The following is a 25,796-nucleotide window of genomic DNA, read 5'->3' on the forward strand; positions in this document are numbered from 1 at the left end:
CGTCACGCGGCTGGTTTGACCCCTGTGATCATGACGTTGTAGTACCAGGACTTCGGCACCACACGGCTCCAAAGGTTGGCGTCGACCCAGCTCAACGCGATCCAGCTGTGGAACGCGAATTTCGCATAGCCCCAACCCAATCGGCCGGGTGGGACCGCGGCCTCGAAGGTGCGCAGCGGCCAGCCCAGCATCGCGGCGGTGAACTCGGTGGTCGCGGTCGAGACCTCGACGGCGCCGGCGTTGCTTGCCATGCGCTCCAGGTCGCCCGGTGAAAAGGTGTGCAGGTCGACCACCGCCTCCAACGCGGCTGCGCGCGAGGACTCGTCGAGTTCGGACTGTGGGCGACGCCATCCCGAGAGTCCGGGCAGCTTGGTCAGATTGGTCACCGCCCGCCAGGTCAGCGTCGACAACGGGCGGGCATAGTTCTCCCCAGCGTTCGTCGGCTCGCCGGCGAAGATGAACCGGCCGCCGGGCTTGAGCACCCGCACCACTTCGCGCAGCGACAGTTCTACGTCGGGGATGTGGTGCAACACGGCGTGGCCGACGACCAGGTCGAAGGTGTCGTCGTCGCACGGGATGCCCTCGGCGTCGGCCACCCGGCCGTCGATCTCGAGGCCGAGGTTCTCGCCGTTGCGGGTGGCGACCTTGACCATGCCCGGGGACAGGTCGGTCACCGAACCGCGCCGTGCCACGCCCGCCTGAATCAGGTTGAGCAGGAAGAACCCGCTGCCACACCCGAGCTCCAGCGCCCGGTCGTAGGGCAGCTTGCGCTGCTCGGAGAACGGAACCGTGGCGTCGAACAGGTCGCGGGCGTAGTCAACGCAGCGCTTGTCGTAGGAGATCGACCACTTCTCGTCGTAGCTCTCGGCTTCCCAGTCGTGGTACAGCACCTGGGCCAGTTTTGAGTCGTGGCGGGCGGCTTCCACCTGCTCGGCGGTGGCGTGCGGATTCGGCACCGGAGCCGCGGAGCCGTCGACATCAGAAACAGTGTCGGTTTCCTCAAAGCTCATAACAGGGCAGCCTAGAGGTCGAACGTCGCCTTGGCCGCAGCCAGTACCTGAGGCGAATGCCCGACGAACCGTTGTGCCCAGGCCAGCGCGGCGTCGTAGACGCCGTCGGGCGCCACCATCTGGTCGACGAGGCCCAGCGCGTGCGCCTCCTTGGCATCGATGAACCGACCGCTGAAGACCAGCTCCTTGGCCTTGCTCAGGCCGACGGTGCGAGCCAGTCGGGCGGTGCCGCCTGCGGGTACAAGCCCGGCCAGGATCTCCGTCACACCGAACTTGACGTTGTCGCCGCAGACCCGCCAGTCGACCGCCAGCGCCAGCGTCAGCCCACCCCCCAACGCGTAACCGGTGATAGCGGCGACCGTCGGTTTGGGGATGGCCGCCAGAGCGTCCACGGCCTCCCGGCAGGCCTGTGTTGCCGCGTCGGTTTCCTCGACGTTGAGGCTGCGCAGTTCGGGCACGTCATCACCGGCGGAGAAGATCTCGTGGCCGCCGTACACGATCACCGAATGGATGTCGTCGCGGTCGCCGATGGTTCGCGCAGCGGAGACCAGTTCGCGGTAGACCTGACGGGTCAGGGCGTTGGTCGGCGGGCGCGACAGCAGCAACGTGGCGATGCCGGGCCGCTCATCGCTGGTGTGGACCGAGACGAACTCGCTCATGCCTGGCGCGCGCCGGATCCGTAGCCCTCGGGGCTGCGGCGGTTGCGGGCGGCGTTGTACCGGCCGCTGTCGAAGAACTCGATCTCCCAGTTGCCGGTGTCTTTGTTCGCCGCGAGATGCGGTGTGACGGAGACGATCTGACGTTCCACGGCAAGCACTTCGTCGACGGTGTGGCCGGCGAGCGAGTCCAGCTGGGTCCATGTCGGCGGCAGCAAGAACGTCCGGCCTGCGGCGAAATCGTCGAGCGCTTGCTGCGGGGTGATCCAGTCTGCCGTGTCGGTCTCGGTGTTGTCGCCGTCGGCGCGTTGGCCCTCCGGCAGGGCGCCGACGAAGAAGTAGGTGTCGTATCGGCGAGTGCGTTCTTCCTTCGGCGTCACCCAATTGGCCCACGGCCGAAGCAGATCGGCGCGCAGCACCAGCTTCTCGCGGTGCAAGAAGTCGGCGAACGACAGCGACCGGTTGACCAGCGCGGCGCGTGCCTCGTGGTAGACCGAGGCGTCATCGACCAGGACGTCGGGATCGTCGGCGGCCCCGGCGAACAACACCCCGGACTCCTCGAACGTCTCGCGTGCCGCCGCGCACACCAGCGCCTGCGCCAGGTTCGGCTCGACGTTCAAACGCTCTGCCCACCAATCGGGTTCGGGTCCGAACCAGTCGATGTCGGCGTTGCGGTCGCGGTCGTCGACACCGCCGCCGGGGAACACCATCACGCCGGCGACGAAATCCATCGCCGAGTGCCGTCGCATGAGGAAAACTTCAACTCCTCGAGCGAGTCCATTCCGTTGGTCGCGGATCAGCATCACGGTCGAGGCGGGCCTCGGCGTCAGTGGTTCTTCGGTCATGCTCGTCTCCTGTGCGCGGCCCGGCTCCTGGCGCGACGCGCGAAGTACCGCCCGTCGACGACCTCGAGCGTGATCGCCTGGCCGAAGGCTTTGGAAAGGTTCTCGGCGGTCAGCACGTCGGGCAGCAGCCCGGAGTCGACCACTTTGCCCTCGGACAAGATCAATCCGTGTGAGAAACCGCGCGGAATCTCCTCGACGTGGTGGGTCACCAGAACCATCGCCGGGGCGTCCGCGTCCTCGGCCAGATCCTCGAGCCGGGCCAGAAGTTCCTCGCGTCCACCGAGGTCCAGTCCGGCGGCGGGCTCGTCGAGCAGTAGCAGTTCGGGGTCGGTCATCATCGACCGTGCAATCAGCACGCGCTTGCGTTCGCCTTCGGACAGAGTGCCGTACGTGCGCATTGCCAGGTGTTCGGCGCCGACGCTTTCGAGCATGTCGATCGCCTGCTCGTAGTCGACGTCGTCGTAAGCCTCGCGCCAGCGGCCCAGGACCGCGTAGCCGGCCGAGACCACCAGGTCGCGCACCACCTCACCGTCGGGCACCCGCTGCGACAACGCCGAACTACTCAGACCGACCCGCGACCGCAGTTCGGACATGTCGGTTCGGCCGAGTCGCTCGCCGAGCACGTACGCCGTCCCCGACGACGGATGCTCCAGCGCCGCCGCGATGCGCAGCAGCGAGGTCTTACCCGCACCGTTGGGACCGATGACCACCCAGCGCTCGTCGAGTTCAACCGCCCACGTGATGGGGCCGATCAGGGTCTGGCCCCCGCGCCGCAACGACACCTTGGCGAAGTCGATCAGCACGTCGGGGTCGGCTGGATCTCCTTCGGTGGTGGACACTCGCCCATCGTAGACAGGCGACTTGGGCGTGATTCCGTTCGCCCAGCGATCGATTTCACACCCAAATCGCCCGCGCGCCTGCGCCGAGCATCGGCGACGGAAGTTGTCGCGCGCCTGCGGCAAGCCTCGGCGACGGAAGTTGTCGCGCGCCTGCGGCGAGCCTCGGCGACGGAAGCCCACCCGCTCGCCGCCACCACCCTCTCCGGCGTGACCCTCAAGAAGAACTGCACCAGCGGGCCGATCCCGAATGCATAGACGACGGTCCCGACGCCGACCGTGCCGCCGAGTAGCCAGCCGACCGCCAACACCGTCGCCTCGATCGAGGTACGGACAACGCGCACCGACCACCCGGTGCGCTCGACCAGGCCGGTCATCAGCCCGTCGCGCGGCCCCGGTCCGAGGCCGGCGCCGACGTAGAGCACGGTGCTGACCGCGTTGAGCACCACCGCGCCCACCATCATCGTGTTGCGCACCGGCAGCGACGTGGGCGTCGGCAGCAGCCACAGCGCGGCGTCGACCGTAATCGCGATGACGACGACGTTGGCCACGGTGCCCACACCGGGCCGGTTGCGCAGCGGAATCCAGGCCAACAGCACGACCACGCCCACGACCGCCGAAGCCACGCCGATCGTCATCCCGGTGTGCCGGGACAGACCCTGATGGAAGACGTCCCAGGGATCCAATCCGAGCCCGGCGCGCACCATGGCCGCCATCGAGAAGCCGTAGCCGGTCAAGCCGACGAGAAGGACCAGGCCGCGAACGACCCCTCTATGCATGGTGTGGGAAGCGCACCTTGATGAGTTCGAGTTCGCGGGCCATGCGTTCGGCGTCGCGGTCGACGTAGTCAGCGTGGGCGACGGGCTGCTGCCACGCCAGGGTCGAGGCGAGGCGGCGACTCAAGCGAGGTATCCAGTTTAAGCTCATGGGCTCCATCGTTGGCTCTAACTGGCTTGCCTTTCAATAGCCAGTTAGGCGATACTGGCCTGCAATGACACTTGAATCGCCCGCCCGAACGCTCAATGTGGACCTTCTGGCCCGCGAGTTGGGCAACTGGCGCACCTCCAGTCGAAGTGGACCCGTTTACCAGGGTCTGGCCGACGCCCTTCGTCTGCTGATCATCGACGGACGTGTTCCGGTCGGCGCACGCGTGCCCAGCGAACGCGCACTCGCCGACACGCTGCGGGTGTCACGCACCACGGTCACCGCCGCTTACACCCAGCTGCAGGAGGACGGATATCTCCTCGCGCGCCGCGGCGCCCGCAGCACCACCGCGCTACCCGTCGCACCTGCAGCGCGCGTCGAGCCCGCCACAGCGTCGGTGAGCCTGGCCGCGGCGGCGTTGTCGGCTCCGGCCGCCGCGGTGATGGAGGCCTTCACAGAGGCGACCCGCGACGTCACGCCCTATCTGCACGCGCCGGGACACGAACTCGTCGGCGTTCCGGCGCTGCGACATGTGATCGCCGAAAGGTATTGCGAGCGTGGGCTTTCCACCGAGCCGGACGAGATCATGGTGACCACCGGGGCGCTGCACGCCATCGGGCTGATCCTGACGACATATGTTCAGCCCGGTGACCGCGTACTCGTCGAACAACCGACGTACCACGGCGCGCTGTCCTCGATCGCAACCGCAGGCGCTCGCCCCGTCCCGGTCGCGATGACCGAAACCGGCTGGGATTTCGACGCACTTCAGAACACGCTGCACCAGATGTCGCCGACGCTGGCGTATCTGATCCCCGACAACCAGAACCCGACGGGTATGACCATGCCCGCCGCGGGCCGGAAACAGCTGGCGCACATCATCGCCGAGACCCGCACCCGCACCGTCATCGACGAGACCATCCTCGACATGTGGCTCGACGAGCCCGCGCCCGGCCCGGTTGCGGGCGAGATGACGTCGCGACGCGATCTGGTGCTGACGGTCGGCTCGATGTCGAAGTCGTTCTGGGGTGGGCTGCGGGTCGGCTGGATCCGTGCGGAGCGCGCCACCATCGCCACCATCGCCGCGCTGCGACCGTCGATCGACATGGGCACGGCAGTGCTCGAACAGTACGCTGCGGCAAGACTTCTCGCCCGACGCGACGAGTTGCTGCCAGAGCGGCGCGAGATCTTGCGCAGCCGTCGCGCATATCTGCAGTCGCTGCTGAGTCAGCACCTGCCCGATTGGGAGCCCGGCCCGGGCGCCGGCGGTATGTCGTTGTGGGTGCGGCTGCCTGCCCCGATGAGTACGGCGCTATCGGCGGCGGCCTCCCGGCTGGGCCTCGACCTGCCCGCGGGCCCGCGGTTCGGGGTGGACGGCACCCTCGAGCGGTTCGTCCGCGTGCCGTACGCGCTACCCGAGGAGCAGTTGGGTGAGGCGGTGGAACTGCTCTCGCGGGCGTGGCGCAGCGTCACCGGGCTGTCGGCGCCGGAGCCGACGACCGTCGTCGTCTAGCGAAGCTCCGCGTGGGCCCACACGCAGTCCGTGAGCGACCGTGTTTGTCCCGCGACACGCCGCATTTTCGCGTACAAATGCGGTCGCTCGCGCCCCACGAAACGCCCCCGTTCAGTCGGGGATCTCGACGCGGCGCACCACACCGTCGACAGCATCGGCGGCCTCGATCTCACCGCGCGTGATACCGAGAATGAACAGCACGGTGTCCAGGTACGGCTGGCTCAGCGACGCGTTGGCGACCTCCCGCAGCGCGGGCTTGGCGTTGAACGCCACACCCAGACCCGCGGCGGCGAGCATATCGATGTCGTTGGCACCGTCGCCGACGGCCACCGTCTGCTCCATCGGCACACCGGCCTGCTGCGCGAAATCCCTGAGCGCCTTGGCTTTTCCGGCCCGGTCGATGACGGGGCCGATCACCCGGCCGGTCAATTTGCCGTCGACGATCTCGAGTTCGTTCGCGGCGACGAAATCCATCATCAGCTCGTGCGCCAGCGGTTCGATGACCTGACGGAAGCCGCCGGACACGATGCCGCAGTGGTATCCCAGCCGCCGAAGCGTGCGCAGCGTGGTACGGGCACCGGGCGTCAACTCGATCTGGTCGGCGACGTCGTCGAGCACGGACGCGGGCAGGCCGGCGAGTGTCGCCACGCGCCGGTGCAGGGATTCGGCGAAGTCGAGTTCGCCGCGCATGGCGGCCTCGGTGACCTCGGCGACCGCGGCCTCGGCACCCACCTTGGCCGCCAGCATTTCGATCACCTCACCCTGGATCAGGGTCGAGTCGACGTCGAAAACGATGAGCCGCTTGGCTCGTCGCGTCAGGCTGAAATCCTCGAGCGCGACGTCGATCTCCTGGGCGACCGCCACGCGCGCCAGCGTCTGCTGCAGTTCGTCATAGACCGCGCGCGACGGCACCGAGACCCGCAGCTCCAATCCCGTCACCGGGTAATCCGATATGCCACCGATCGTGTCGATGTTGACCTCGAGCCGCGCGAGTTCGCGGGCCACCACCCCGAACTCCTCGGCGGTGATCGGACGACCGAGGACGACGATCGTGTGCGTCGACGGTTCCCGCATGACCGGCTCGCCGTCGCTGCGTTCGATCGTGACGTCCAGGCCCACTTCGCGGATCGCCGCCGTCACGGCGTCACGAAGCTCGGCGCTTCCCGCGACTTCCGCCGATCCCGCGACCAGCACACCCAAGGTCAGCCGGCCGCGGATCACGACCTGTTCGACGTTGAGCAGCTCGACCTGGTGACGCGACAGCACCTCGAACAACGCCGAGGTCACGCCCGGCTGGTCGCGGCCGGTGACCGTGATCAGCAGCGATGCGCGTTCGCGTGATTTACCGGTCATGCCGCAATCGTGTCAGGTACGAACGTTCGCGTCGTCCAGCCGGGTCACATCGCCGTCCGCGGGCCCATGGCTGCGTCCGACGTGTGCCTCCGCGCGCATCCGCTCCACCATGTGCGGGTAGTGCAGCTCGAACGCGGGTCGCTCCGAGCGGATTCGGGGCAGCTCGGTGAAGTTGTGCCGCGGCGGCGGGCACGACGTCGCCCACTCCAGCGAGTTGCCGTAACCCCACGGATCGTCGACGGTCACCGGCTCGCCGTACCGCCAGCTCTTGAAGATGTTCCACACGAACGGCAGCGTCGAGATGCCCAGGATGAAGGCGCCGATGGTCGACACGACATTGAGCGTGGTGAACCCGTCGGTCGGCAGGTAGTCCGCATACCGGCGCGGCATACCCTCGTCGCCCACCCAGTGCTGCACCAGGAACGTGACGTGGAACCCGATGAACGTCAGCCAGAAGTGCAGCTTGCCCAACCGTTCGTCGAGCAACCGGCCCGTCATCTTCGGGAACCAGAAGTAGATTCCCGCGTAGGTCGCGAACACGATCGTGCCGAACAGCACGTAGTGGAAGTGCGCGATGACGAAGTAGCTGTCGGTGACGTGGAAGTCCAGCGGCGGGCTGGCCAGCAGCACGCCCGACAGACCGCCCAGCAGGAACGTCAGCAGGAACCCGATCGAAAACAGCATCGGTGACTCGAATGTCAACTGGCCCTTCCACATCGTGCCTATCCAGTTGAAGAACTTGATACCCGTAGGCACGGCGATCAGGAACGTCATGAACGAGAAGAAGGGCAACAACACCGCACCCGTGGCGTACATGTGGTGTGCCCACACCGCGATCGACAGCGCCGCGATCGCGATGGTCGCGTAGATCAGCGTCGTGTAGCCGAAGATCGGCTTGCGGCTGAACACCGGGAAGATCTCGCTGACGATGCCGAAGAACGGCAGCGCGATGATGTACACCTCGGGGTGGCCGAAGTACCAGAACAAGTGCTGATACAACAGCACACCGCCGTTGGCGGGATCGTAGATGTGCGCGCCGAGATGCCGGTCGGCCGCCAGCCCGAACAGCGCGGCGGTCAGCAACGGGAAGGCCAGCAGCACCAGGATCGACGTCACCAGGATGTTCCAGGTGAAGATCGGCATCCGGAACATCGTCATACCGGGTGCCCGCATGCACACCACAGTCGTGATCATGTTCACGCCACCGAGGATGGTGCCCAGACCCGAAATGGCCAGACCCAGGATCCACAGGTCACCGCCGGCGCCCGGTGAGTGGATCGCGTTGCTCAGCGGCGCGTACGCCGTCCAGCCGAAGTCGGCCGCACCACCGGGGGTGATGAAACCGGAGATCGCGATCAGGGCGCCGAACACGAACAGCCAGAACGACAGGGCGTTCAGCCGGGGGAACGCGACGTCGGGGGCACCGATCTGCAGCGGCAGCACCAGGTTGGCGAAGCCGAACACGATCGGCGTCGCGTAGAACAGCAACATCACCGTTCCGTGCATGGTGAACAGCTGGTTGAACTGCTCGTTGGACAGGAACTGCAGTCCCGGCATCGCCAGCTCGGTCCGCATGAACAGCGCCATCAGCCCGCCGATGAAGAAGAAGATGAAGCAGGCGACGCAGTACATGATGCCGATCATCTTGTGATCGGTGGTGGTGATGAGCTTGTAGATCAGGTTGCCCTTGGGGCCGAGTCGCTCCGGGAACGGACGCCGTACCTCGAGTTCTCCGATAGGGGGCGCTTCGGCTACCAACAGGTCCTCCATACATCCAGGTCGGGACATCCCGGGGTTGTCTCGATGAATCCTAGCGGGCCTCCGATCATGAATGCTCGGGGGTCCTACAAAGCGTCGTAATCGGCCAGCACACGGCTTTCGGCCCGGGAGCTGGCCGGATGTTACCGTCGGCGACGTGTTGATCGGCCGAGCGCGCAGGGCCCTCGTCGCCGCCAGGATGCTGGGCCTGGCCGCGCTCGCGACCGCGGTCGGCATGACCGTGATGAGCGGCTGCGGGTCCCCCGATGGGGAGTCGTCAGACACCGCCGCCCCGCAGACGATCGTCACCAGCACGACGAGCATCGCCGGCGCCGGGGTGCTGGGCAATCAGCGGCGCCCCGACGAATCGTGTCCGGCTGAACCGGCACCGGTGGACCCGGGACCCCCCGAGCGCATGGTGCGCCACGCCGCGGGCGAGACGCTGGTACGCGCCGACCCACAGCGCATCGTGGTGCTGTCCGGCGACCAGCTCGACGCTCTGTGCGCGTTGGGACTGCAGTCACAGATCGTGGCCGCGGCGCTGCCCGACGGCTCCGATAGCCAGCCGTCGTACCTGGGCCAGGTCATCCACGACGTGCCGGGCGTCGGCACCCGCAGCGAACCGGACCTCGACGGCATCCGCGCAGCCGCACCCGACCTGATCCTCGGTTCTCAGGCGTTGACGCCGGAAGCCTTCGGGCCACTGTCCGACATCGCCCCGACGGTGTTCTCCGGCCCGCCCGGCGCGGCGTGGCAGGACAACCTGCGCACCGTGGGCGCCGCGACCGGACGACAGGACGCCGCGAACGGGTTAGTCGAGGGATTCGAGCGCGCTGCCGACAAGACCGGCGCCGACAACGACGCCACCCACTTCCAGGCGTCGGTCGTGCAGTTCACCGACACCACGATGCGCGTCTTCGGCGTCGAGACCTTCCCGGGCAGCGTGCTGGCCGATGTCGGCGTCGATCGCCCTGTGACACAACGCTTCACCGACAAGCCCTACATCGAGGTGGGAGTCACCGACACGGATCTCGGAGACAATCCCGACCTGTCGATCGCCGACGGCGACATCGTCTACGTGTCCTTTGACTCGCCGTCTGCGCGCGACCGCGCGCCCGCGGTGTTCGAGAGCGATGCGTGGAAGAAGCTGGGCGCGACGCGGGACGGCCGGGTCTTCGCGGTCAACAACGAGGTGTGGCAGACCGGGGAGAACATCGTGGCCGCACGCGGCATGCTCGCCGACCTGCAATGGCTCAACGCTCCGATCAATTAGCGTTGTCGGCGTGTTCCACGTCCTGAAATCGACCTATCTGCAACCGCCCGAGGTCGTCAACGAGACCCGGCCCGCCCACCTCGAATGGCTCAAGAACGAGGTCAGCGCCGGCCGGATCGTGTTGGCGGGCCGCCTGGAGGACGAGTCGGGCGCAGTTCTGATCACCGGCGACATGGATGCCGAGCAGGCGCAGGACGTCGTCGACCGCGATCCCTACACGGCCGCCGGCGTCGCGCGATACGAACGGCTGTCGTTCAACGGGGCGTTCCGGGCCACCGGTCTCTAGCGGGCCTGGGAGAAAACTCACAGCTTCGGCAGGAATCATCGGGGCAAGCGGCCCTGTTGGTCGTTGCAGGCCGGTCGCAGTGTCAGCGACGGCTTTGTCGATAGTCGATCGGAACGAAAAGAAGAAGGTCGTAATGAGCACCGTTGCCGCATATGCCGCACCGTCGGCATCCGAACCACTGGTCAAGACCACCATCACCCGACGCGAGGTCAGACCGCACGACGTGGCGTTCGACATCCACTTCGCGGGCATCTGTCATTCCGACATTCACACCGTCCGCGACGAGTGGGGCCGCGCGAACTATCCCGTGGTTCCCGGGCACGAGATCGCCGGTATCGTCACCGAGGTCGGTTCGGAGGTCACGGGATTCAGGGTCGGCGACCGCGTCGGCGTCGGTTGCTTCGTCGACTCCTGCCGCGAATGCGCGCAGTGTCGCGCGGGCGAGGAACAGTACTGCGCCAAGGGCATGGTCGGCACCTACAACGCGATCGGTCGTGACGGTGAGCCGACACAGGGCGGCTACAGCGGCGCGATCGTGGTGGACGAGAACTATGTGCTGCGCATCCCCGACAGCCTCCCGCTCGACGCGGCGGCGCCGCTGCTGTGCCCAGGGATCACGTTGTATTCGCCTCTGCGCCACTGGAATGCGGGTCCAGGAACCCGCGTGGCGGTCATCGGTCTGGGCGGGCTGGGCCACATGGGCGTCAAGCTCGCACACGCGATGGGCGCACATGTGACGGTGCTGAGCCAGTCGCTGAAGAAGATGGAGGACGGGCTGCGCCTCGGTGCCGACGAGTACTACGCAACCTCTGACCCGGAGACGTTCTCCACGTTGCGCGGATCGTTCGACCTAATCCTGAACACGGTGTCGGCCAACCTCAACTTGGGCCGCTATCTCGGACTGCTCGCACTCGACGGCACGATGGTCGAGCTGGGTATGCCGGAGCAGCCCATGTCGGTACCCGCCGGCGCGCTGATCTCCGGACGGCGCCGCCTCGCCGGCTCACTGATCGGCAGCATCGCCGAAACGCAGGAGATGCTCGACTTCTGCGCCGAGCACGGCGTGCGACCCGAAATCGAGGTCATCACACCCGATTACATCAACGAGGCCTATGAGCGGGTGGTGGCCTGCGATGTGCGCTACCGCTTCGTGATCGATACGCAGTCACTGCGCTGATAGGACCGGTTGTCAGACGCCGTAGGGGCGATCAGAATTGGCGAACGTCTCCGGCGTTGACGAAAAGTCCGTGACCGGTGGCGTCATAAGTGATGCGGGTCCGCAGATTCTCGTCTTGAATGGTCCAGCCGTCGATGTGATATGTCTGCCCAGCGTCCACGACGATGTCTCCGCCGGGGGTTTCGTTCGCTGCAGGGACGAGGCCCCGCTCCCAGTACATTTGACCGGTGCCACGCACAACGGCGAGGTTGAGCCGGTTGTTGAATTTCGATGTCTCCCACGGAGCCTGACCCCATGGTTGGCCGTCGACACGCTGACACACCACTATCGGTCCACCGCCGCGCTTCACGTCGTCAGCACTCACCAGGCAACGGATCGTGCCCGACTGGAGAAGCACCAGCTGTCCCGTATCGGCAGCCGCCGGCGGCGCCAGGACCACCGCACCGAGAATGGAGACACCCAAAGCCGTCACTGCCCGCCGAATCATGCCCGTCTCCACCGTCGTGCTACGCCGTTACCTTCAGCCGGGAATCGTCTCACGGGGCTGATCGTGACAGGCCGATTTCCTACGAAGTCGGCGGGTGCAACCGGTCACAGCGCCTTCACTGATGGCACTTGGCGACCGGTATAAAGCTGTTGCCTGACGCGCTACCGTGTGATTTCGACGAAATGGAGGCCGTTTCCCGACGCGCGATAATCGCACCTGCTGCGCGTAGCGTTGACGCCATGGCGCCGACGTTGCCGGGCTTCGACGAGTGGCTGAATGCCGCTCTGATCGAGGAGGCAGACAGGGTCGGCGAATCCATCGAGACATACATCGGCCGCGCCGTCGCCGCTCGGATGATCATCGAACGGGCGCGCCGCGGTGAGGGCGATGTGCGCGAACTCATGGCGCACGTCAAAACGTTGAACCTGGACACGCACGACCCGGTCACAGCCCTTGCCGAGGGTGCCGTCATCTCCGACCCCGACCGACTGCGCGCGCTCTATGACAGTGGTTTGCTCAACGCGGAACGCGCCCGCAGCCTCGACCGCATCGTCGGCATGGTGGTGGCCGCGGTCGGGGTGCCGTCAGCCGCGGTGACACTGATCGATCGCGACACCCAGTACATGTGCAGCGCAATCGGTCTGACCGGCGAAATGGCGGTCAGACGGCAAGGCCCTTTGAAGGGTTCTCTCGGACGCGAGGTTCTCGTCACCGGCAAGCCGCTCGTCGTCGCCGATGCCCGGAAGGAACCGCTACTGCGCGACCATTGGGCGGTGAAGGAGGGTGTCGTCGTGGCTTACGCGGGCTTCCCCCTGACGGACGCCCAGGGACACACGATCGGCACGCTCATCGCCTGGGATACCAGGCCTCGCCAATGGATGCCCGGCCATGTCCAGGTGATGGAGGACTTCGTGATGGTGCTGCGCGCGCGCCTGTTCGGCGTCAATCCGGACTGACCTCGTAGCCGGCTAGAAGTCCCAGTCCTCGTCTTCGGTGACGACGGCCTTGCCGATCACGTAGCTCGACCCCGACCCCGAGAAGAAGTCGTGGTTCTGCACAGCTATGTGTTCAGAAGCGTGAAAGTCTGCGCTAACAGCGATAATTCATATCTGCTGATACCTCCAGATACCCCCGAACACCGGAAGAATGTGGGCAAAATGTGGGCACAGCAGCTTCTCGCATTACGGCTCCGGTCGGTGTATGTCTGAGCCGATGCGTCGGCTCAGGGTCAGCAACACCACCACGGGGAACTCTTCGAGGCGTGAATCACCGGGTCACCCCCGGAGGCAGTGTCAGATTTGAACAAGGCTGCGTTTGGGTTTGGGTGGGCCAGTAAGTCGATCACGGTTGGGGCTGGCCCCGCCGGTGGTGAAGCACCGCGAGCAGAGCAATCCTCGTACATCCTTGGTGCGTCGACCGGGTCAGGCCTGCGCGTCACTGCTCATGAGGCTCCGATAGTGGAGGCCACAGCCGACGGCTTCCGCCACTCGGCCCAGTGCAACGCGAGCCACTCGCGCTGGCGTGCTGTCGTGGCGACGTGGAGCGGTTCGCCATGCATCTCGTAATACAGCGCATAGGGCTTGAGCGGCTCCGCCACGTCAACAGTGCCGTCGCCCGTGACAGCAAGCAGACCCTGATCGAAGAGGCGGTGCAGGTCGCGACGCAACAACAGCCCGCCCTCGATGTCGTGACGCCCGATTTCCGCGTAGCTGTACAAGTGGCAGGCTTCAAGCGCCTCGGCGGGCGCGGGTCCGGAGAACGCACAGACGGTTCCGTACTTGCGCACCAGCTCGGCACGAAAAGCGGGCTGGCCGATGCGCACGCTCACCTGGCGGATGGTGTGACCGCCGCTAATCGCTTGAGCTTGAGCCATGGTCACCGGTGTGAGGGCAGTGGGTCCGGCGGCGGCGGCAACGGCGGATGCGAACTGGTCCCAGTCGATGCGTCGGATGCTGTTCTGCGAGTATCCAGTCAGCTCCCGCAGGGTGGAGCCGTCCAAGAGACCTGCTAGGTCGACCCAACCCTGCTGATGATCGGTTCGGTACCGGGTCACCTCCACCTCGTCCACGACAGGCACCTCGAACTCCGCGTGACAGTCATCGCAACGGAATCGCGGCGACTTGGTCTTGCGCGCCGCGATGTTCGTCGTCGAGCAGTTCGGGCATCGAGTGATCATCTTGGTGCCCGGCCACTGCTCGATGCTGGCCACTGCTGACGCACCAATCAGACTCACCTCGTCCCAGAACACCAAGCGGTCCCCGACAGCCATCTGCTTCGAGTTGGCGACGTTGCTGTCATAGCTGTAGTGGCTGGACGGGTCGTCGTCGTACGTGGTGTAGCCACCCAGTCGTCGGTAGTCCGATTTGGTGGTCACCAACCAGGCTCGGGTGTCGTTGCCCGTAGCCGGTGCGAAGCTGAAGCCGAGTGCTTGCAAGGTCTTGACGACGGTCTGCTGGCCGCCAGAGAAGTCGCTGGCCGTGAGGAACTGCCCGGTGGCGTAGCCGTGTGCCGCGCCCACGATCGCCTTGGAGTCGTACTGCCGCCCATGTTCGGCCAAGCGGTACAACCTGGCGGCAGCGAACCCGTAGCGCGTCAAGAACTCGTCTGCACCTAGCTCGTCGTACTCGCCCATTGCTTGCAGGACGGCCTCGCGCGTGATGTCTGAAAGTGCCACGACGGGAATGTAGCCAACACGGACGACATCGGAGGCCGGATGCGAAGGCCCTGCCTCTCCAAGAACTGCCAGTCTCGAACTTCGCTGGCGGCGGTCGTAACATGAGGCTGTCGGGGAGCGATCAATCACGAGGGCTGTCCAGATTTGCTGCACCGCCGCCAAGCATGCGCGCGTCCGGGGGAACTGTTAATGAAGAAGTTGTCGATTGTGGCACTTGCCGGTGCATCTGTTGGTTTAGTGCTGGCTCCGGTAGCGCAGGCGAACTGCTGTGAAGACGAGTTTGACTGGGCGGACCCATACGTCAACGCGCTGAGGAACCACGACCTGGGCTACTTAGTCGATAGTCGCGGCATCCCTGTGGCGCTGGCCGCCGAAGCGGTATGTAAGGGTTCCTCAGCCAACGGCATTGCCGACGAGTACGATATCGGCCTCGCGACCGCTGAGCAGATCGCCCGCGCTGTCTACCTCGACGTCTGCCCGGAGATGGCTCCGTGAATCAGATGTGGGTGAACCGGACCGTCGCCACCACGATGATGTTCGTAGCAGTAGGCGGCGGAATCATCTACACAAGTGCGCCAGCGATGGCATGTGCGTGGACACCAACCATCGAGTCGAACTACTACGCCACCTCGCTCGACTATCCCGATCATGTTCAGGTCATGTGCGAGCTGACCGTGGAGAACATCACCTGGGACGGCGTCTCGCATTGGTCCCACGCGGAGAATAGGTGGATGCCGCTCGGACATGGGACCGCCCGCCACTACCGTCCGGCTGGCCTCGGCGGTGGCGTTGACTCGTACCCGGTGGAGATCTACTGGAAGGAGGGGCAGTGGGTAGTGAATCCGGTGTAACCACCTCTGCCACATCGAAGGGTTGGGCCTCGCTCAGGAAGGCGGTAGTTGTTGTAGCCGGGACGATATCGACTGCCGCAATTGGCCTGGGTCTACCTGCGTCGGCTCGAGCTGACATCACTCCTAACCATGACAGCATGATCACCACAAACGCCTGCGAGGACATCCTGCTGGGCTGGTCCGATGGCCAGATCCTCGACAACCTCTCGAATCGGTATGGAGTTTCAAGTCAGCAGGCGTTGCAGGTCATCACCGAAATGCGTCTTCCAGGGAACTGTGCGTACGACGAGAACTTTTGATGACTAGATTACTTGCCGTCGTTGCCTCCGCCCTGTCCGTGCCGTTGCTATGGGCAGTTCCCACCGCTCACGCTGATGCCTATTGCGAGCTTGGCAACCTGCTCATTCCGGAAGAGGTGCACCATGTGGGCACCTACCGCGACGCCACCTGCGCGATGGTTGCCGACCTTGTCCTGACCAGTGATGACGGCAATTGCATCAACGCGGTGATCGAATACGTCGTAAGTCGCGGTTACGACCCCTACGTGGGCAAGGACATCGCGCTGCACAACTGCTGAACGGGGATCGGTCTTCGCTACGCCGTTACTCTTCACTACCGGCTGACGGACGTACCAGGGGGCTGGCGGTGGGCCAGCAGGCAAGACCGATCGTCGTGATCAGGACCCCTTCGCAAGAAGGTGCAGGGCGTCTCGTCGAGATCGTCCAACACCTAACGCTGCTCCTCCTCGGCCCGTCGGCGCTCAGCGTTGCGGCGGTGTGCCGCTAGGTGGCTTGCGAGCGTGGCCGGGCGACGCGGGTCTTGAAGTGACCTTGTCGCGCCCTCCGTGGCGGGGCTGCGGCGTAGTTTCCGATGAAAGTAAAGACAACCGATCGGGGAGAAATGTCATATCTGGACGCACCGCTGCGCATGATCTCGATTCAGTTGCCCGACTCGGCGTTCAAGTCTCACCGGACGCTGCACGGCGGTGATCCGGATCTATATCCGGTCATCGTCGGATTCAGTCGGCCTGTGACCGACTACGAACGTCTGGCACTCCGAGATTTCGGCGTGATCGGCGAAGACACTGACCGGATGTGGGCACTGATTGAGGACACTACGTTGGAGGCCATCGCCGACCACCTAGACGAATACAACGCGGAGTTGGACGCGGCAGTGGAAAAGGCCCGACAGATGCAGGACGCGGACCGGGCAGAAGATGAGCGCCTGCGCCAAGAGGCCTTAAAGCTGATCTACCGGCTACGCCGGGACTACGGCTTGGACACGCCTGCCGTGTGAGAATCGAACGCGCCAGATCAACGTGGCGGGAGAAAGCCGACTCTCGGCTCGCCGAGGCGCGTTGTGAGACCGGAACGTCACGTGTGGTGTTCATCTACGCCTCAGTGGATTCTCGCTGTCCTTCCACTCGGCGCGATTACCAACTCGGTTCACGGACAGGCCACACGCCGGGCGCGGCGCGCGCCGTTGGTAGTAGCACGGGCACCGGAACGAGACACAAGGCGACGAGTACAGAACATCTCTTCGGCGAGAGAAGATCACTGATCATGACACTTGACCTCCCATCGCCCGTTCATGCCTGACCAGTACGTCTCGCCTACGTCGTCGATGAGACGGACTGCTTCAGTCTCAGACATATTGAATTGCTGCGTTATCCATGCGATAGCTTCGTTGACCTCGAACGGCATCTCTCCGTTGGTCTTATCAAGGTGGCGTTGATTCTCTGCGCAGAACGCCTCGCCCGGTGTCTCCGCGTAGGCCGTCGGCATGGAGACGAGGATGCTGACGCTGCTCAACGCAGCAACTATGCCCGAACAGATCCTCAACCAGGTCATGCCAATCCCCAGCTCTATGAGGGTGGCCGTGGAACCGCGCCGCCGCCGCAGCCGCCCGGCGGTGCTGGCTGTGGGATAGGTCCGTTGTCCGGGTTGATAACACACTGCATGCCCGGCGATAACAGTCCATACGGATGGCCGATCATCGGTGCCCCGTACTGGATGATGTGCCAGTAAGAACCATCCGGATACTTCACCCCGTCGCAGTAGGCCATTGAGATTTGCGACCCCATTCCGCCTCCCGGGCAGTACCCGGATTGCATGTTGGGCATGTGTGGATCGGGATCGTCAGCACCCGCGACACCGGCTCCGAACAGCGGGATGCTGACAGCGGCAAGAGCGGCACTGATACGTCCGAGGTGCTTGCGGACGTTGTATCCCAACATGGTCGCCGGTCTCCCCTCGCGTACGGCAAACAGGTGGATAGGGATCATTATGGGTTCAACCGCTTTGTAGCAATGCCTTTCCAGCAAATGGGGTGAAACGCATGCGGCGGCTTAGCGCGGATCAACTGGTGTCGCGCACTCGACCGCGTAATCCTCGACGAAGGGACTCATTAGTCGTCGTCTTCTTAACCCGTCCACCTGTACAGGTTGACCAGTCCGTTCTTGCCCCAGTTCGGCCTCGGTGCGGTAGTTTGCTAAGCGGGCGGGGCGCTCATTTGGGGGGATCGATGAGGTACTTCCCGGGCGGCGTCCGCCTGTCTGGGTCCGTGTTTGCGGCAGGAGCGATGATCGCGGTGGGCGCTGTTGTGTGTCCGCCAACCGCCTCCGCCGAGCGGTGTACGAATTTGAATGATTACGTGGGTGACCCCCGGTCGAACGCCGAGATCAACTCGATCGGCGCGAGTACTGGCCAGTGTCCCGCGCCGCTATCCGGCAACTCCGGGGCCTCCAGCACCATCCCGGGCATAACACTGGGTGTCGCTACCGGCCAGCCGTGTACCAACACGGAGAAGTACATCTTCGGCGTCAGCACCGCCGGTCAGCCGATGGCTTGCGGTCACGCTCTTGATGGCGGCGGGATCTGGGGTCCAGCAATTCCCCTAGTGGGAGTACGCGCGCCGGGATCTCCTTTGACGGAGGCACTTGCCGCGCAATCGCCCGACGGCTTGCCGTTGGTGTGTGGGAGTGGCCAGTGGGTCGTGAACTCAGCGTAAGGGTGACTTCCCGACTAACCACTGCGTCAGCCGGATGGCGCGCGAAACATAGATGACAAAGGAATCTGACGATGGCTCAGAGTGAAGAGACTCGACAGAATATCGCCGATTCTAGCGCCGCGAGGAGCTGCGCAAGCAGGAGCGGAAGGCTAACTCGGGAAATTCAAGAGAGTCACCACCACGTGGAGCGCACTCCCGAGGAGGCCGCCAAACTTGAGGAAAGGCTCGCGCGCCTGGAGCGGCAGTGGCAAGACGAAGACCGCCCACCGGTGACGCTGCCTGTGACTCATCTGGATAAGGAGCGGTGACAGTGACCAAGTTGCTGCTCGTGCTGTTGTGCGGCGTGGGGATCGCGATCAGCGCGCCTGCCCCGGCCTTAGCCGATGAGGGCATGTACCTAACCGAGGTGCGTAAGAACGTCAAAGCTTCGCTGACCGACGGCCAGGCGTTCCAACTCGGCCAGGTCGCATGTGAGGCGATCCGCGACGGGTTGAATGCTGGTTTGTCCTTCGGCTCCGCGCGGGCCAACGCTGACCGGGCAGTCGGGCGCGCGCAGAACGAGATGGGCTTGTCTCTGTCGATGCCCGACGGCATGTTTCTCGTCGAGGCTGCAGAACACCAACTCTGTTGACCCACGTGACGACCGTGGCCATCCCATTCGTCGGCTCCACTCTCTTCGCCCAAACCCTCCTCGCCTGTTCTTGCGAGGGGTTTATTTGATCTCAATTCCGACGACCATTGCGAAGCGCCAGTATGGACAAAATCACGTGTCGAAACGTGCCGTGACAGGCATAGGAGGTGCCTTTCTAACGTTTCACGTCATACTGGTGATGTACACAGGTGTGACATAGATGGCTAAAGGTGGTCACAGAGGGTCATGCAAGCCAACGTGGCAGAGATGGGAGGAGGAGTGTGGTGGTGACTACATCGCTGGACGTCGCTGACTACATCCTGCGCACCTGCCCGAAGATCGACGCTTCGATGGTCACTCGGCGGCTCCAGAAGCTGACTTACTATGCACAGGCTTGGAGTCTTGCCTGGACGGGCAAGGGCATGTTCGACGAACCCATAGAAGCCTGGAAGGACGGACCCGTCGTTCGGCGGCTCTACTCGGCGCATTACCGACTCTGGTCCGTAACCGCGATTCCGGGCGGTCACGCGGAACAACTCACGAGAGATCAAGCGGCGATCGTTGACAGTGTCATTGCGTTCTATGGCGCGCTGCCATACAACGACTTGATTGAGTTGACGCACGAAGAGCTGCCCTGGCAGCAAGCGCGGGGCGGAGCACCCCCAGGCGCGCATAGCACCGCTGAGATTAGTACCAGTTCAATGAAGTGCTACTACGCCACTCGCAACTTAGCGGGGCTGAATACACCGCACCGGCCAGTTCTCGGGGTTGAGGACGCCGACTTGAGTGTCTTGGAGCAGACCAACAACCTCCAAATGGAACTTTGGCAAGACACGTTGGATTGGCTGGCAGTTAGGTGATCATTCGCCTCACATGCGAGGCGGTTATCGCTATCAACGAGAGCGTCACGGGGCCAGATCACGGTCTGGATAGTCGTGATCTCCTTGAGTCTGCCGTGGGAGAACCGTTCCAGACGTGGGGTGGAGATGATTTTCACCCCACGCTGGTCGAGAAGGCGGCAGTGCTCCTTCGAGGCATTGCCAGCAACCACCCGTTCCGCGATGGCAACAAGCGAACCTCGTGGCTATCTTGTGTGAACTTCCTCGCGTTGAACGAATCGCCGCTTGACCGAGCGAAAATAGACCCGATACTGGCGGGGCACATGGTGCTCAACGTGGTCAAGGGCGAGATCTCGTATCAAGATGTAGCGGTCTGGCTCGCCGAGCACCTGCAATAAACACATCAGCGTCAGATTGCTGCTGAACAGCGTTTCCATGCTCATCTCGAGCCTCCGTGCGACCGTCGTGCGATTCCAACCTGGGCCGGTGCAGACGCTGGCAAACTCCGTTGTCGGCGAAGCCGGGTTCCGCCCGCCATTACGCCCACAGGGGGAGGTCGCCATTCGCAAATCTCCCCCCTCGACCGCCATCACGTTTTATCCTGACGAACGGTACGCCGACGAGGTACCTGCGCAGGAGGTCGCCGACGAAGCCCCTTGAGTCAGAAGGGTCCCCTTTCGAATGAGCGCGATCCTCTTGGGGGGCGCGTTTTGGGTGGTCGTGGGCCTCGGAGTCGTCGGAGCGTTCGCCTGGGAGAGGGCAAGAACTGACAACCGCGGTATTGACCAGGCGTTTTTCAACCTGACGTTGTGGACCGGTGGACTGTTTCTGCCGCTGTTGGGTGCCATCGTTGTCGGCATCGCGTGCGTCGGTGTCGCCAACCGGTGGCTGAGACGTCGTTCCGAGAAGCAGTGATTGCCAGAGAGTGGGCGGCAGATCGCTCATGCATGAGCTTTTTCGCCCCCGAGTATCGAGGCTGGCCATTCCGTTGGGGCATATCGCACGCGGCCAGATTCGGAGGACGGGCGAACAAGGCGGCGGAATGGCGCTCACGGTCCTGATCCTCGGCTATCTCACCGTGATCGTGTTGGTAGTTCTAATCGCGATGGCAGTCTTTACTTGCCACCTGTGAACGTCGCGTAAGTGGCACCTCGATTCCCTGTGCTCGTTCCTCATCCTCGGCGAGGTATCGGTACACCGTGGCCCTAGACACCGACAGAAACTTTGCAATGTCCTTCACCGTGTGTCCGTCGGTCTTCATGCGTCGGGCCGTACCGACGTGTTCTGCGTCGGTAACCTTCCGGGGCCGTCCGAACCGGGTGCCGTTGGCCCGCGATGCCGCTCGCTTCAGCGTCGTTCGCTCCCTGATCAGTTCGCGCTCATACTCCGCGAGCGACCCCAGAACGCCGATCATCATGCGCCCCGCTGGAGTGGAGGAGTCGATGCCGTCGGTGACCGATACTATGGTTACGCCCCGCTCGGTCAGCTCCCTGACGATGAACAGGATGTGCATCATGTTGCGGCCCAAGCGATCTAACTTCCATATCACCACGGTGTCGCCCTCGCGGATGTAATCCAGCAGGGCAGCGAGACCGGGGCGATCATCGCGTGCACCGGACATCACGTCCGAGAAGACCTTGGTGACCCCTGCGGCGGCGAGAGCCTCGTTCTGCTGATGGAGGGTCTGCGCCACGGTCGAGACCCGGGTGTAGCCGATCCGCGTGCCCGTCGGCTTGGGGGACCCGTTCTCGCCGTGGCTCATAAACAGTCGCAACGCGACTATCGAGACATCTATTTCTGAGACCAACATTCGAGACACCGCGACCTGGTGCTCGTGGGCCTGGACGGCGGCAGAGCACCCTGTCTCAGATGTGATCGTTTTCAAGACAGCGATGCGTCTGTGCGGGCCTGTCTTCAGATTCGGTGAATACTCTTGCGTCGCCTGCTGTGACGTCGATTCAGGTAGAAGCCGGGTTGGTGCGCCTGGCTCACGACGAGAACACGCGCGGCGGCCCTGTGGGGTTGATGTGGCGCAGGCCGTAGAGCATTTCCAGCCTAACCACAGTGCTTCCCAGAATTAGCGGGCCAACGAACTCAGACAGCACGTCGCACCTTCCGCTGCCGTCCGGGCGCGTCTGCCCGAATCTCCGAATCGCGGCTAGCCCGGCAAGGTCTGCGGCCTCACGGTACGCCAACATGGTCCACAGCTCGGGGTCATCGGGATCAACCACCGGCTTTGAGGATTGCAGCTCCACCACGGTCGCATCGGGGCTGATGACATTCTCGGCCTCCGGATTTACTGGTTGTTCCGAATTGTCATCTGAAACGACCAGCGCGATCTGGGAAAGGACGCTCGTCGCCGCCTTCTCGACTGCATGCCTCGACAGGCTGCCCCTCCGGCCCCGCACGTCAAAATGCGCTTCGATCAGATTCATCATGTATTCCCACAGCCGACCCAATGATTCGGTCAGCTCCGCTCTGCTGCTGGCATCGTGCGGGAGTAGGTAGTTTTGGCCGCGCTTGGCGTGCATCAGGGCGGACCGTTCGGCGCTGTACATCCAGCGGTTGATCCACTTCTTGTGGTTCATCACATCCGGCGGCGTCAGTCGGTCGAGTGGCACCAGCTGATGTGCTTGATCCAGGGCGTCCATGAACCAGTCATTCTCGGACTCCCACTTTGTAGCGGAGTTGTGCGGCCTTGTAGGCCACCACCAGCTGCATCGCCGCTGCGGTATCGGCACTTGTCGTCTTGGCCGGATGTCACTTAGCAGGCACTCGAAGCCCAGGAACAGGTTGCGATATGCGTCGTAGAGGTCATCTGAGGTTCGGCATATACGGACGAACCTGAACACGTCATCAGCCAGCGGTGTCGGCGGCGGCGGTGAAGGCCGAATACTGCCGTCCGCGTCCCTCACCACACCTGTTGCACTGACAGTCATTCCGTACGACTGGACTGCTCGGCACCGCATCACCACACCGCCCACAGAGGCGTCGGGCCACCAGACAAGGCTGTCATCGGGCGCGTCGCTGATCACGCAGTGCGCCTGCCCTCGAACGGACATGTAGTCCAGCGCTCGGTTCGCGGCGTTCAACGCCTCGGCGAACGTCTCATCGCGACTGGCCGCCGTCGTTGGCCCACAGGTAACGGCGACTTTCGCGCCTCTAACAACGCTCGTGACCCAACCGTCTAGCGCCACCGATTCTGATGCCCCAGCAGGCTTGCGCAACAGAAACACTGCACCGTTTCGCCAGGTGTCGCCGGGGTTCTGAAGTGGCACGCCTGCATATTCGCCAACCGTCATCTTGGCCAGTATGCGCGGTCTGAGATTTCCGCCCCCACGGCTTGCCAAGTTGGCAGCGGTGAAGGTTGAGCGAGCAGGCTTAGCCCTGGCCAGGGGCAGGCTGCCAGGGCTGGTGCTTGCGGGTGTTGTAACCGTGGCGCGGCTAATGCCGTATTCACCGGCCAGTACGGAGGCCGACTCGCCCTCAGCCGGTCGGGGGCGGACAGCGCCTCGCCCTGCTCCTCGTCCAGTAGATAACGCCCCGACCCTCAGCCGTCTCGGAGAGCGGCGCGTCTTCGGAATCAGCACAAGTACGTATCGGCATAGTTCATGAACTTGATTGGTACAACGTAGGTGTCCGGCTCGGCGGCGATCCCGTCGATCCCGTAGAACACCTGGGTAGCCAGGGGACGGTTACCCGGATATTGCTCCATCACTTCGCAGGCTTCATAGCCTGATGCCAGCAGGTTTTCAGGGCTGGGGTAGACCGACTCGCCGCGTGAGTTGACTCCGCCGCCAGGCGTCCAACCGATGGGTATGTCTTGATAGACCAGCGTCGTGAAGCTTGCCTCCCGTGCCGCACTCGCTCGCCGGGGCGGCTTTGGGGCCGCCGTGACCGTCGGCGATGGAGCCGCTACCGAACTTTCCACAGTGGGAGGATCTGGGGCAGCAGAAGGCGGCGCAGGGCGCGGTGGGGCCACCGTGGCGGACCCGGTGGGACTGGACGTGTCCGATTCGTTGCTCGATGAAGTGGCATTGGTATCAGACTGGGAGTGCTGCCATGGCCGCCACAGCCCCCCAACAACAATGAGCAGTAGCACTCCCACTGCAACCGAGATACCGATCAGCCACCGCGTGACGAAGGCATCAGAGTGGCTCCGGGCAGTAGCACCAACAGGTCTTCGGCGGGTGGGCATGACGTCGCGCCTGGGTGCTGTTGGGGCTGGTGTCGTAGGTGCGGCAGCGACTCTCAGCGCCTGCGGAGTCGCAGCCCCGATGAGTGCATTGGCGAAGTCGGTGCAGCATGTGAAGCGGTCTTTCGGCTCCTTGGCCAACGCGGCATTTAGGACATGGTCTAGTGGGGCGAGGTCGGATCGTGTGTCAGCAAGGGTGGGCGCTGGAGTGTTGAGGTGTCGGCTGATCACCACTGCAGGATTGGAGTGTGGGAACAGCTGCTGGCCGGTCAGCAGATGGTAAGCAGTCGCAGCAAGGGCGTATTGGTCAACGCGCCCGTCCATCTCCTCGCCCATGAGTTGTTCGGGTGCGGCGTAGGCGACGGTGCCCAATGTCATGTTGGTTGTTGTGATGCCGCTGACTTCATCGAGAGGTCGGGCGATGCCGAAGTCGGCTAGGAAGACACCGGGATCATCGGTGTCAAGGTCGGCGACGATGATGTTCGCGGGCTTAATATCCCGGTGCAATAAACCCTTCCGGTGGGCGTAGTCCAGCGCACTGGCGACTGCGGTGACGATCGGCAGGACGACATCGACCGGCATACCTGCCGGGTACTTCTGCTCCAGCAGGTGGGCGACGTCGGTGCCTTCGATGTAGTCCATGGCGATCCACAACTGGCCGTCATGTTCGCCTCGGTCATGTATCCCGACGATATGGGGATGTCGAAGTCCTGCGGCTAGGTCGGCCTCGCGGATAAACCGCTCGCGGAAGGAAGGATCACTCGATATGTCCGGGCGGAGGACCTTGAGGGCCTCTTGGCGGGGTAGGCGGGGGTGCTGGACGAGGTAAACCTCGCCCATACCTCCGGAACCGAGCAGTCGCAGGACCCTGTAGTTGGCGAAGGTCTCCCCGGTCCTCAGCGGCATGGGCGCGATGTTAGCTGCCGTGGGCGAGCTGCTGACCACTTCCGACTGGGGCGCAAGCTTCGCACCAAGGTTATGACTCTCGATCCCTGTGCCTCGACGTCTTTCGCACCGTCGACACCCAGTGACTCCCCTTCTCCTTGAACACTCTGCTCGGCCCGTTGATGCCGAAGCGGCGAGTTCGGCACAGGTCCGCTCGATCGTGGTGTCGCGGGGCGGAAGCTGGCATGACCCGCGAAGCGAGGCAGATTGGGATCAGCGTGGGCCGATCAGCGGCGGGGTCACCTCTCTCTAGATCTATCAGCTATAGCCGAAATGGCTATCCAGCCCGTCACTCAAGGTCGAGCCACTTGGGGACGCGTGAACGCCTGAGTGACTGTAACTTGTCCTTTGCCAACCACATTGGTGTCTCGTCGGGCGTAATCGCATAAAGGCCACGGGCGACCGCTCGGACATAGTCGCACTCGGCGGGCCAATTGAGGGCCTTGGCGATCACATCTAGATCTTCACGTTCGAGCGCAGCCTTGACGTGTTTCGGTACTGGGAGTAGCCCAGACTTGTTGGTGTTACAAGGCCGAC

General features: G+C 64.0%; 29 protein-coding genes and 2 pseudogenes. 15 read left to right on the top strand and 16 right to left on the bottom strand.

All coding sequences use genetic code 11. From position 1 onward, the window contains the following. Positions 1-2 precede the first annotated feature (2 nt). Genes A5790_RS14065 through A5790_RS25990 form a run of 6 tightly spaced genes read right to left on the bottom strand, consistent with a single transcriptional unit; the run spans position 3 to position 4,274 of the window. Complete coding sequence (locus tag A5790_RS14065; RefSeq protein ID WP_066845077.1) at positions 3-1,010, bottom strand: class I SAM-dependent methyltransferase; 1,008 nt, start codon at positions 1,008-1,010, stop codon at positions 3-5. 11 nt (positions 1,011-1,021) lie between these two features. Continuing rightward, positions 1,022-1,669 carry an enoyl-CoA hydratase gene (locus tag A5790_RS14070; RefSeq protein WP_066845079.1) on the bottom strand — a complete coding sequence of 216 codons (648 nt, stop codon included), beginning with the start codon at positions 1,667-1,669 and terminating at the stop codon, positions 1,022-1,024. Next, the gene (locus A5790_RS14075) at positions 1,666-2,511 is read right to left on the bottom strand and encodes an NUDIX hydrolase (RefSeq protein ID WP_066845089.1); all 846 of its coding nucleotides are present in this window, start codon (positions 2,509-2,511) and stop codon (positions 1,666-1,668) included. Before A5790_RS14075 ends, A5790_RS14070 begins: the two co-directional genes overlap by 4 nt. After that, positions 2,508-3,350, bottom strand: a complete 843-nt coding sequence (locus A5790_RS14080) for an ABC transporter ATP-binding protein (RefSeq protein ID WP_066845092.1) — start codon at positions 3,348-3,350, stop codon at positions 2,508-2,510. The genes A5790_RS14075 and A5790_RS14080 overlap by 4 nt, the downstream gene beginning before the upstream one ends. Continuing rightward, positions 3,308-4,126, bottom strand: a complete 819-nt coding sequence (locus tag A5790_RS14085; RefSeq protein WP_082961711.1) for a YitT family protein — start codon at positions 4,124-4,126, stop codon at positions 3,308-3,310. The genes A5790_RS14080 and A5790_RS14085 overlap by 43 nt, the downstream gene beginning before the upstream one ends. Further along, positions 4,119-4,274 (bottom strand): hypothetical protein, encoded by a 156-nt coding sequence (locus A5790_RS25990; RefSeq protein ID WP_197696786.1) that lies wholly within the window; start codon positions 4,272-4,274, stop codon positions 4,119-4,121. The genes A5790_RS14085 and A5790_RS25990 overlap by 8 nt, the downstream gene beginning before the upstream one ends. 64 nt (positions 4,275-4,338) lie before the next feature. Here A5790_RS25990 and A5790_RS14090 point away from each other — a divergent pair, with 64 nt between their 5' ends. Continuing rightward, positions 4,339-5,781, top strand: a complete 1,443-nt coding sequence (locus A5790_RS14090; protein ID WP_066845095.1) for a PLP-dependent aminotransferase family protein — start codon at positions 4,339-4,341, stop codon at positions 5,779-5,781. Positions 5,782-5,892: 111 nt separating this feature from the next. On the opposite strand, the gene serB is transcribed toward A5790_RS14090, so the two are convergent. Beyond that, positions 5,893-7,134, bottom strand: coding sequence for a phosphoserine phosphatase SerB (gene serB, locus A5790_RS14095; protein WP_066845098.1), 1,242 nt, complete (start codon positions 7,132-7,134; stop codon positions 5,893-5,895). 12 nt (positions 7,135-7,146) lie between these two features. Beyond that, entirely contained in the window at positions 7,147-8,892 is a 1,746-nt protein-coding gene (ctaD, locus tag A5790_RS14100) for a cytochrome c oxidase subunit I (RefSeq protein ID WP_064398845.1), read from the bottom strand. 199 nt (positions 8,893-9,091) lie between these two features. Here ctaD and A5790_RS14105 point away from each other — a divergent pair, with 199 nt between their 5' ends. From A5790_RS14105 to A5790_RS14115, 3 genes are all read left to right on the top strand, one after another. Further along, on the top strand, positions 9,092-10,165 hold the full coding sequence (locus A5790_RS14105) for an iron-siderophore ABC transporter substrate-binding protein (RefSeq protein WP_197696788.1): 1,074 nt from the start codon (positions 9,092-9,094) through the stop codon (positions 10,163-10,165). Positions 10,166-10,175: 10 nt separating this feature from the next. After that, positions 10,176-10,451: a YciI family protein gene (locus tag A5790_RS14110; RefSeq protein ID WP_066845103.1), complete on the top strand. Its 276-nt coding sequence runs from the start codon at positions 10,176-10,178 to the stop codon at positions 10,449-10,451. A 133-nt stretch (positions 10,452-10,584) separates the two neighbouring features. Further along, entirely contained in the window at positions 10,585-11,628 is a 1,044-nt protein-coding gene (locus tag A5790_RS14115) for an NAD(P)-dependent alcohol dehydrogenase (RefSeq protein ID WP_066845105.1), read from the top strand. 31 nt (positions 11,629-11,659) lie between these two features. Here the strand turns inward: A5790_RS14115 and A5790_RS14120 are convergent, their stop codons facing one another. Continuing rightward, positions 11,660-12,115, bottom strand: coding sequence for a hypothetical protein (locus tag A5790_RS14120; RefSeq protein WP_066845183.1), 456 nt, complete (start codon positions 12,113-12,115; stop codon positions 11,660-11,662). A 251-nt stretch (positions 12,116-12,366) separates the two neighbouring features. Here A5790_RS14120 and A5790_RS14125 point away from each other — a divergent pair, with 251 nt between their 5' ends. Then, positions 12,367-13,071 carry a GAF domain-containing protein gene (locus A5790_RS14125; RefSeq protein WP_231987786.1) on the top strand — a complete coding sequence of 235 codons (705 nt, stop codon included), beginning with the start codon at positions 12,367-12,369 and terminating at the stop codon, positions 13,069-13,071. 12 nt (positions 13,072-13,083) lie between these two features. Here A5790_RS14125 and A5790_RS26225 read toward each other — a convergent pair. Together A5790_RS26225 and A5790_RS14130 are read right to left on the bottom strand one after the other, a co-directional pair. Then, positions 13,084-13,176, bottom strand: a pseudogene (locus A5790_RS26225) (hypothetical protein); the annotation flags it as partial. Between the two features lie 380 nt (positions 13,177-13,556). Further along, positions 13,557-14,942: an HNH endonuclease gene (locus tag A5790_RS14130; RefSeq protein ID WP_082961712.1), complete on the bottom strand. Its 1,386-nt coding sequence runs from the start codon at positions 14,940-14,942 to the stop codon at positions 13,557-13,559. 36 nt (positions 14,943-14,978) lie between these two features. On the opposite strand from A5790_RS14130, the gene A5790_RS14135 reads away from it, so the two are divergent. From A5790_RS14135 to A5790_RS14150, 5 genes are all read left to right on the top strand, one after another. After that, complete coding sequence (locus tag A5790_RS14135) at positions 14,979-15,284, top strand: hypothetical protein (protein ID WP_156656390.1); 306 nt, start codon at positions 14,979-14,981, stop codon at positions 15,282-15,284. Then, a complete protein-coding gene (locus A5790_RS14140; protein ID WP_066845111.1) occupies positions 15,281-15,640 on the top strand; it encodes a hypothetical protein in 360 nt (119 codons plus the stop codon). Before A5790_RS14135 ends, A5790_RS14140 begins: the two co-directional genes overlap by 4 nt. 137 nt (positions 15,641-15,777) lie before the next feature. Next, positions 15,778-15,939, top strand: a complete 162-nt coding sequence (locus tag A5790_RS25795; protein WP_156656391.1) for a hypothetical protein — start codon at positions 15,778-15,780, stop codon at positions 15,937-15,939. Beyond that, the gene (locus tag A5790_RS14145; RefSeq protein WP_156656392.1) at positions 15,939-16,217 is read left to right on the top strand and encodes a hypothetical protein; all 279 of its coding nucleotides are present in this window, start codon (positions 15,939-15,941) and stop codon (positions 16,215-16,217) included. Before A5790_RS25795 ends, A5790_RS14145 begins: the two co-directional genes overlap by 1 nt. A 293-nt stretch (positions 16,218-16,510) precedes the next feature. Further along, the gene (locus A5790_RS14150) at positions 16,511-16,936 is read left to right on the top strand and encodes a hypothetical protein (protein ID WP_156656393.1); all 426 of its coding nucleotides are present in this window, start codon (positions 16,511-16,513) and stop codon (positions 16,934-16,936) included. A gap of 257 nt (positions 16,937-17,193) precedes the next feature. Here A5790_RS14150 and A5790_RS14155 read toward each other — a convergent pair whose 3' ends face one another. Then, entirely contained in the window at positions 17,194-17,451 is a 258-nt protein-coding gene (locus A5790_RS14155) for a hypothetical protein (RefSeq protein ID WP_156656394.1), read from the bottom strand. A 1,508-nt stretch (positions 17,452-18,959) separates the two neighbouring features. On the opposite strand from A5790_RS14155, the gene A5790_RS14165 reads away from it, so the two are divergent. The 5 genes from A5790_RS14165 (at position 18,960) to A5790_RS25470 (ending at position 21,251) form a co-directional block, all read left to right on the top strand. Beyond that, complete coding sequence (locus tag A5790_RS14165) at positions 18,960-19,280, top strand: hypothetical protein (protein ID WP_156656395.1); 321 nt, start codon at positions 18,960-18,962, stop codon at positions 19,278-19,280. A 287-nt stretch (positions 19,281-19,567) separates the two neighbouring features. Continuing rightward, the gene (locus A5790_RS14170; protein WP_066845124.1) at positions 19,568-20,140 is read left to right on the top strand and encodes a Panacea domain-containing protein; all 573 of its coding nucleotides are present in this window, start codon (positions 19,568-19,570) and stop codon (positions 20,138-20,140) included. Continuing rightward, positions 20,137-20,517, top strand: coding sequence for a type II toxin-antitoxin system death-on-curing family toxin (locus A5790_RS14175; protein WP_066845126.1), 381 nt, complete (start codon positions 20,137-20,139; stop codon positions 20,515-20,517). Before A5790_RS14170 ends, A5790_RS14175 begins: the two co-directional genes overlap by 4 nt. A gap of 283 nt (positions 20,518-20,800) precedes the next feature. Then, complete coding sequence (locus A5790_RS14180; protein ID WP_066845128.1) at positions 20,801-21,034, top strand: hypothetical protein; 234 nt, start codon at positions 20,801-20,803, stop codon at positions 21,032-21,034. Between the two features lie 28 nt (positions 21,035-21,062). Then, positions 21,063-21,251 (top strand): DUF4190 domain-containing protein, encoded by a 189-nt coding sequence (locus tag A5790_RS25470; RefSeq protein WP_082961715.1) that lies wholly within the window; start codon positions 21,063-21,065, stop codon positions 21,249-21,251. Here A5790_RS25470 and A5790_RS14185 read toward each other — a convergent pair. The 4 genes and pseudogenes from A5790_RS14185 to A5790_RS26230 form a co-directional block, all read right to left on the bottom strand. Next, positions 21,216-21,929 carry a recombinase family protein gene (locus A5790_RS14185; protein ID WP_231987787.1) on the bottom strand — a complete coding sequence of 238 codons (714 nt, stop codon included), beginning with the start codon at positions 21,927-21,929 and terminating at the stop codon, positions 21,216-21,218. The two genes, A5790_RS25470 and A5790_RS14185, sit on opposite strands and share 36 nt — an antisense overlap. A gap of 178 nt (positions 21,930-22,107) precedes the next feature. Then, positions 22,108-23,421 carry a hypothetical protein gene (locus A5790_RS25475; RefSeq protein ID WP_082961716.1) on the bottom strand — a complete coding sequence of 438 codons (1,314 nt, stop codon included), beginning with the start codon at positions 23,419-23,421 and terminating at the stop codon, positions 22,108-22,110. 281 nt (positions 23,422-23,702) lie between these two features. Next, the gene (locus A5790_RS14195) at positions 23,703-25,220 is read right to left on the bottom strand and encodes a serine/threonine-protein kinase (protein WP_082961722.1); all 1,518 of its coding nucleotides are present in this window, start codon (positions 25,218-25,220) and stop codon (positions 23,703-23,705) included. Positions 25,221-25,548: 328 nt separating this feature from the next. Then, positions 25,549-25,796, bottom strand: a pseudogene (locus tag A5790_RS26230) (HNH endonuclease); the annotation flags it as partial.

The organism is Mycobacterium sp. 852002-51152_SCH6134967, from assembly GCF_001667105.1.
Lineage (GTDB): Bacteria > Actinomycetota > Actinomycetes > Mycobacteriales > Mycobacteriaceae > Mycobacterium > Mycobacterium neumannii_A.

What these genes read in the sequence shown, in the direction of transcription:
- A5790_RS14065 (WP_066845077.1), bottom strand. Translation starts at nt 1,010, where the DNA reads ATGAGCTTTGAGGAAACCGACACTGTTTCTGATGTCGACGGCTCCGCG.
- A5790_RS14070 (WP_066845079.1), bottom strand. Translation starts at nt 1,669, where the DNA reads ATGAGCGAGTTCGTCTCGGTCCACACCAGCGATGAGCGGCCCGGCATC.
- A5790_RS14075 (WP_066845089.1), bottom strand. Translation starts at nt 2,511, where the DNA reads ATGACCGAAGAACCACTGACGCCGAGGCCCGCCTCGACCGTGATGCTG.
- A5790_RS14085 (WP_082961711.1), bottom strand. Translation starts at nt 4,126, where the DNA reads ATGCATAGAGGGGTCGTTCGCGGCCTGGTCCTTCTCGTCGGCTTGACC.
- A5790_RS25990 (WP_197696786.1), bottom strand. Translation starts at nt 4,274, where the DNA reads ATGAGCTTAAACTGGATACCTCGCTTGAGTCGCCGCCTCGCCTCGACC.
- A5790_RS14090 (WP_066845095.1), top strand. Translation starts at nt 4,339, where the DNA reads ATGACACTTGAATCGCCCGCCCGAACGCTCAATGTGGACCTTCTGGCC.
- serB (WP_066845098.1), bottom strand. Translation starts at nt 7,134, where the DNA reads ATGACCGGTAAATCACGCGAACGCGCATCGCTGCTGATCACGGTCACC.
- A5790_RS14105 (WP_197696788.1), top strand. Translation starts at nt 9,092, where the DNA reads ATGCTGGGCCTGGCCGCGCTCGCGACCGCGGTCGGCATGACCGTGATG.
- A5790_RS14115 (WP_066845105.1), top strand. Translation starts at nt 10,585, where the DNA reads ATGAGCACCGTTGCCGCATATGCCGCACCGTCGGCATCCGAACCACTG.
- A5790_RS14120 (WP_066845183.1), bottom strand. Translation starts at nt 12,115, where the DNA reads ATGATTCGGCGGGCAGTGACGGCTTTGGGTGTCTCCATTCTCGGTGCG.
- A5790_RS14135 (WP_156656390.1), top strand. Translation starts at nt 14,979, where the DNA reads ATGAAGAAGTTGTCGATTGTGGCACTTGCCGGTGCATCTGTTGGTTTA.
- A5790_RS25795 (WP_156656391.1), top strand. Translation starts at nt 15,778, where the DNA reads ATGATCACCACAAACGCCTGCGAGGACATCCTGCTGGGCTGGTCCGAT.
- A5790_RS14145 (WP_156656392.1), top strand. Translation starts at nt 15,939, where the DNA reads ATGACTAGATTACTTGCCGTCGTTGCCTCCGCCCTGTCCGTGCCGTTG.
- A5790_RS14150 (WP_156656393.1), top strand. Translation starts at nt 16,511, where the DNA reads ATGAAAGTAAAGACAACCGATCGGGGAGAAATGTCATATCTGGACGCA.
- A5790_RS14180 (WP_066845128.1), top strand. Translation starts at nt 20,801, where the DNA reads ATGAGCGCGATCCTCTTGGGGGGCGCGTTTTGGGTGGTCGTGGGCCTC.
- A5790_RS25470 (WP_082961715.1), top strand. Translation starts at nt 21,063, where the DNA reads ATGCATGAGCTTTTTCGCCCCCGAGTATCGAGGCTGGCCATTCCGTTG.
- A5790_RS14185 (WP_231987787.1), bottom strand. Translation starts at nt 21,929, where the DNA reads ATGTTGGTCTCAGAAATAGATGTCTCGATAGTCGCGTTGCGACTGTTT.
- A5790_RS25475 (WP_082961716.1), bottom strand. Translation starts at nt 23,421, where the DNA reads ATGACGGTTGGCGAATATGCAGGCGTGCCACTTCAGAACCCCGGCGAC.
- A5790_RS14195 (WP_082961722.1), bottom strand. Translation starts at nt 25,220, where the DNA reads ATGCCGCTGAGGACCGGGGAGACCTTCGCCAACTACAGGGTCCTGCGA.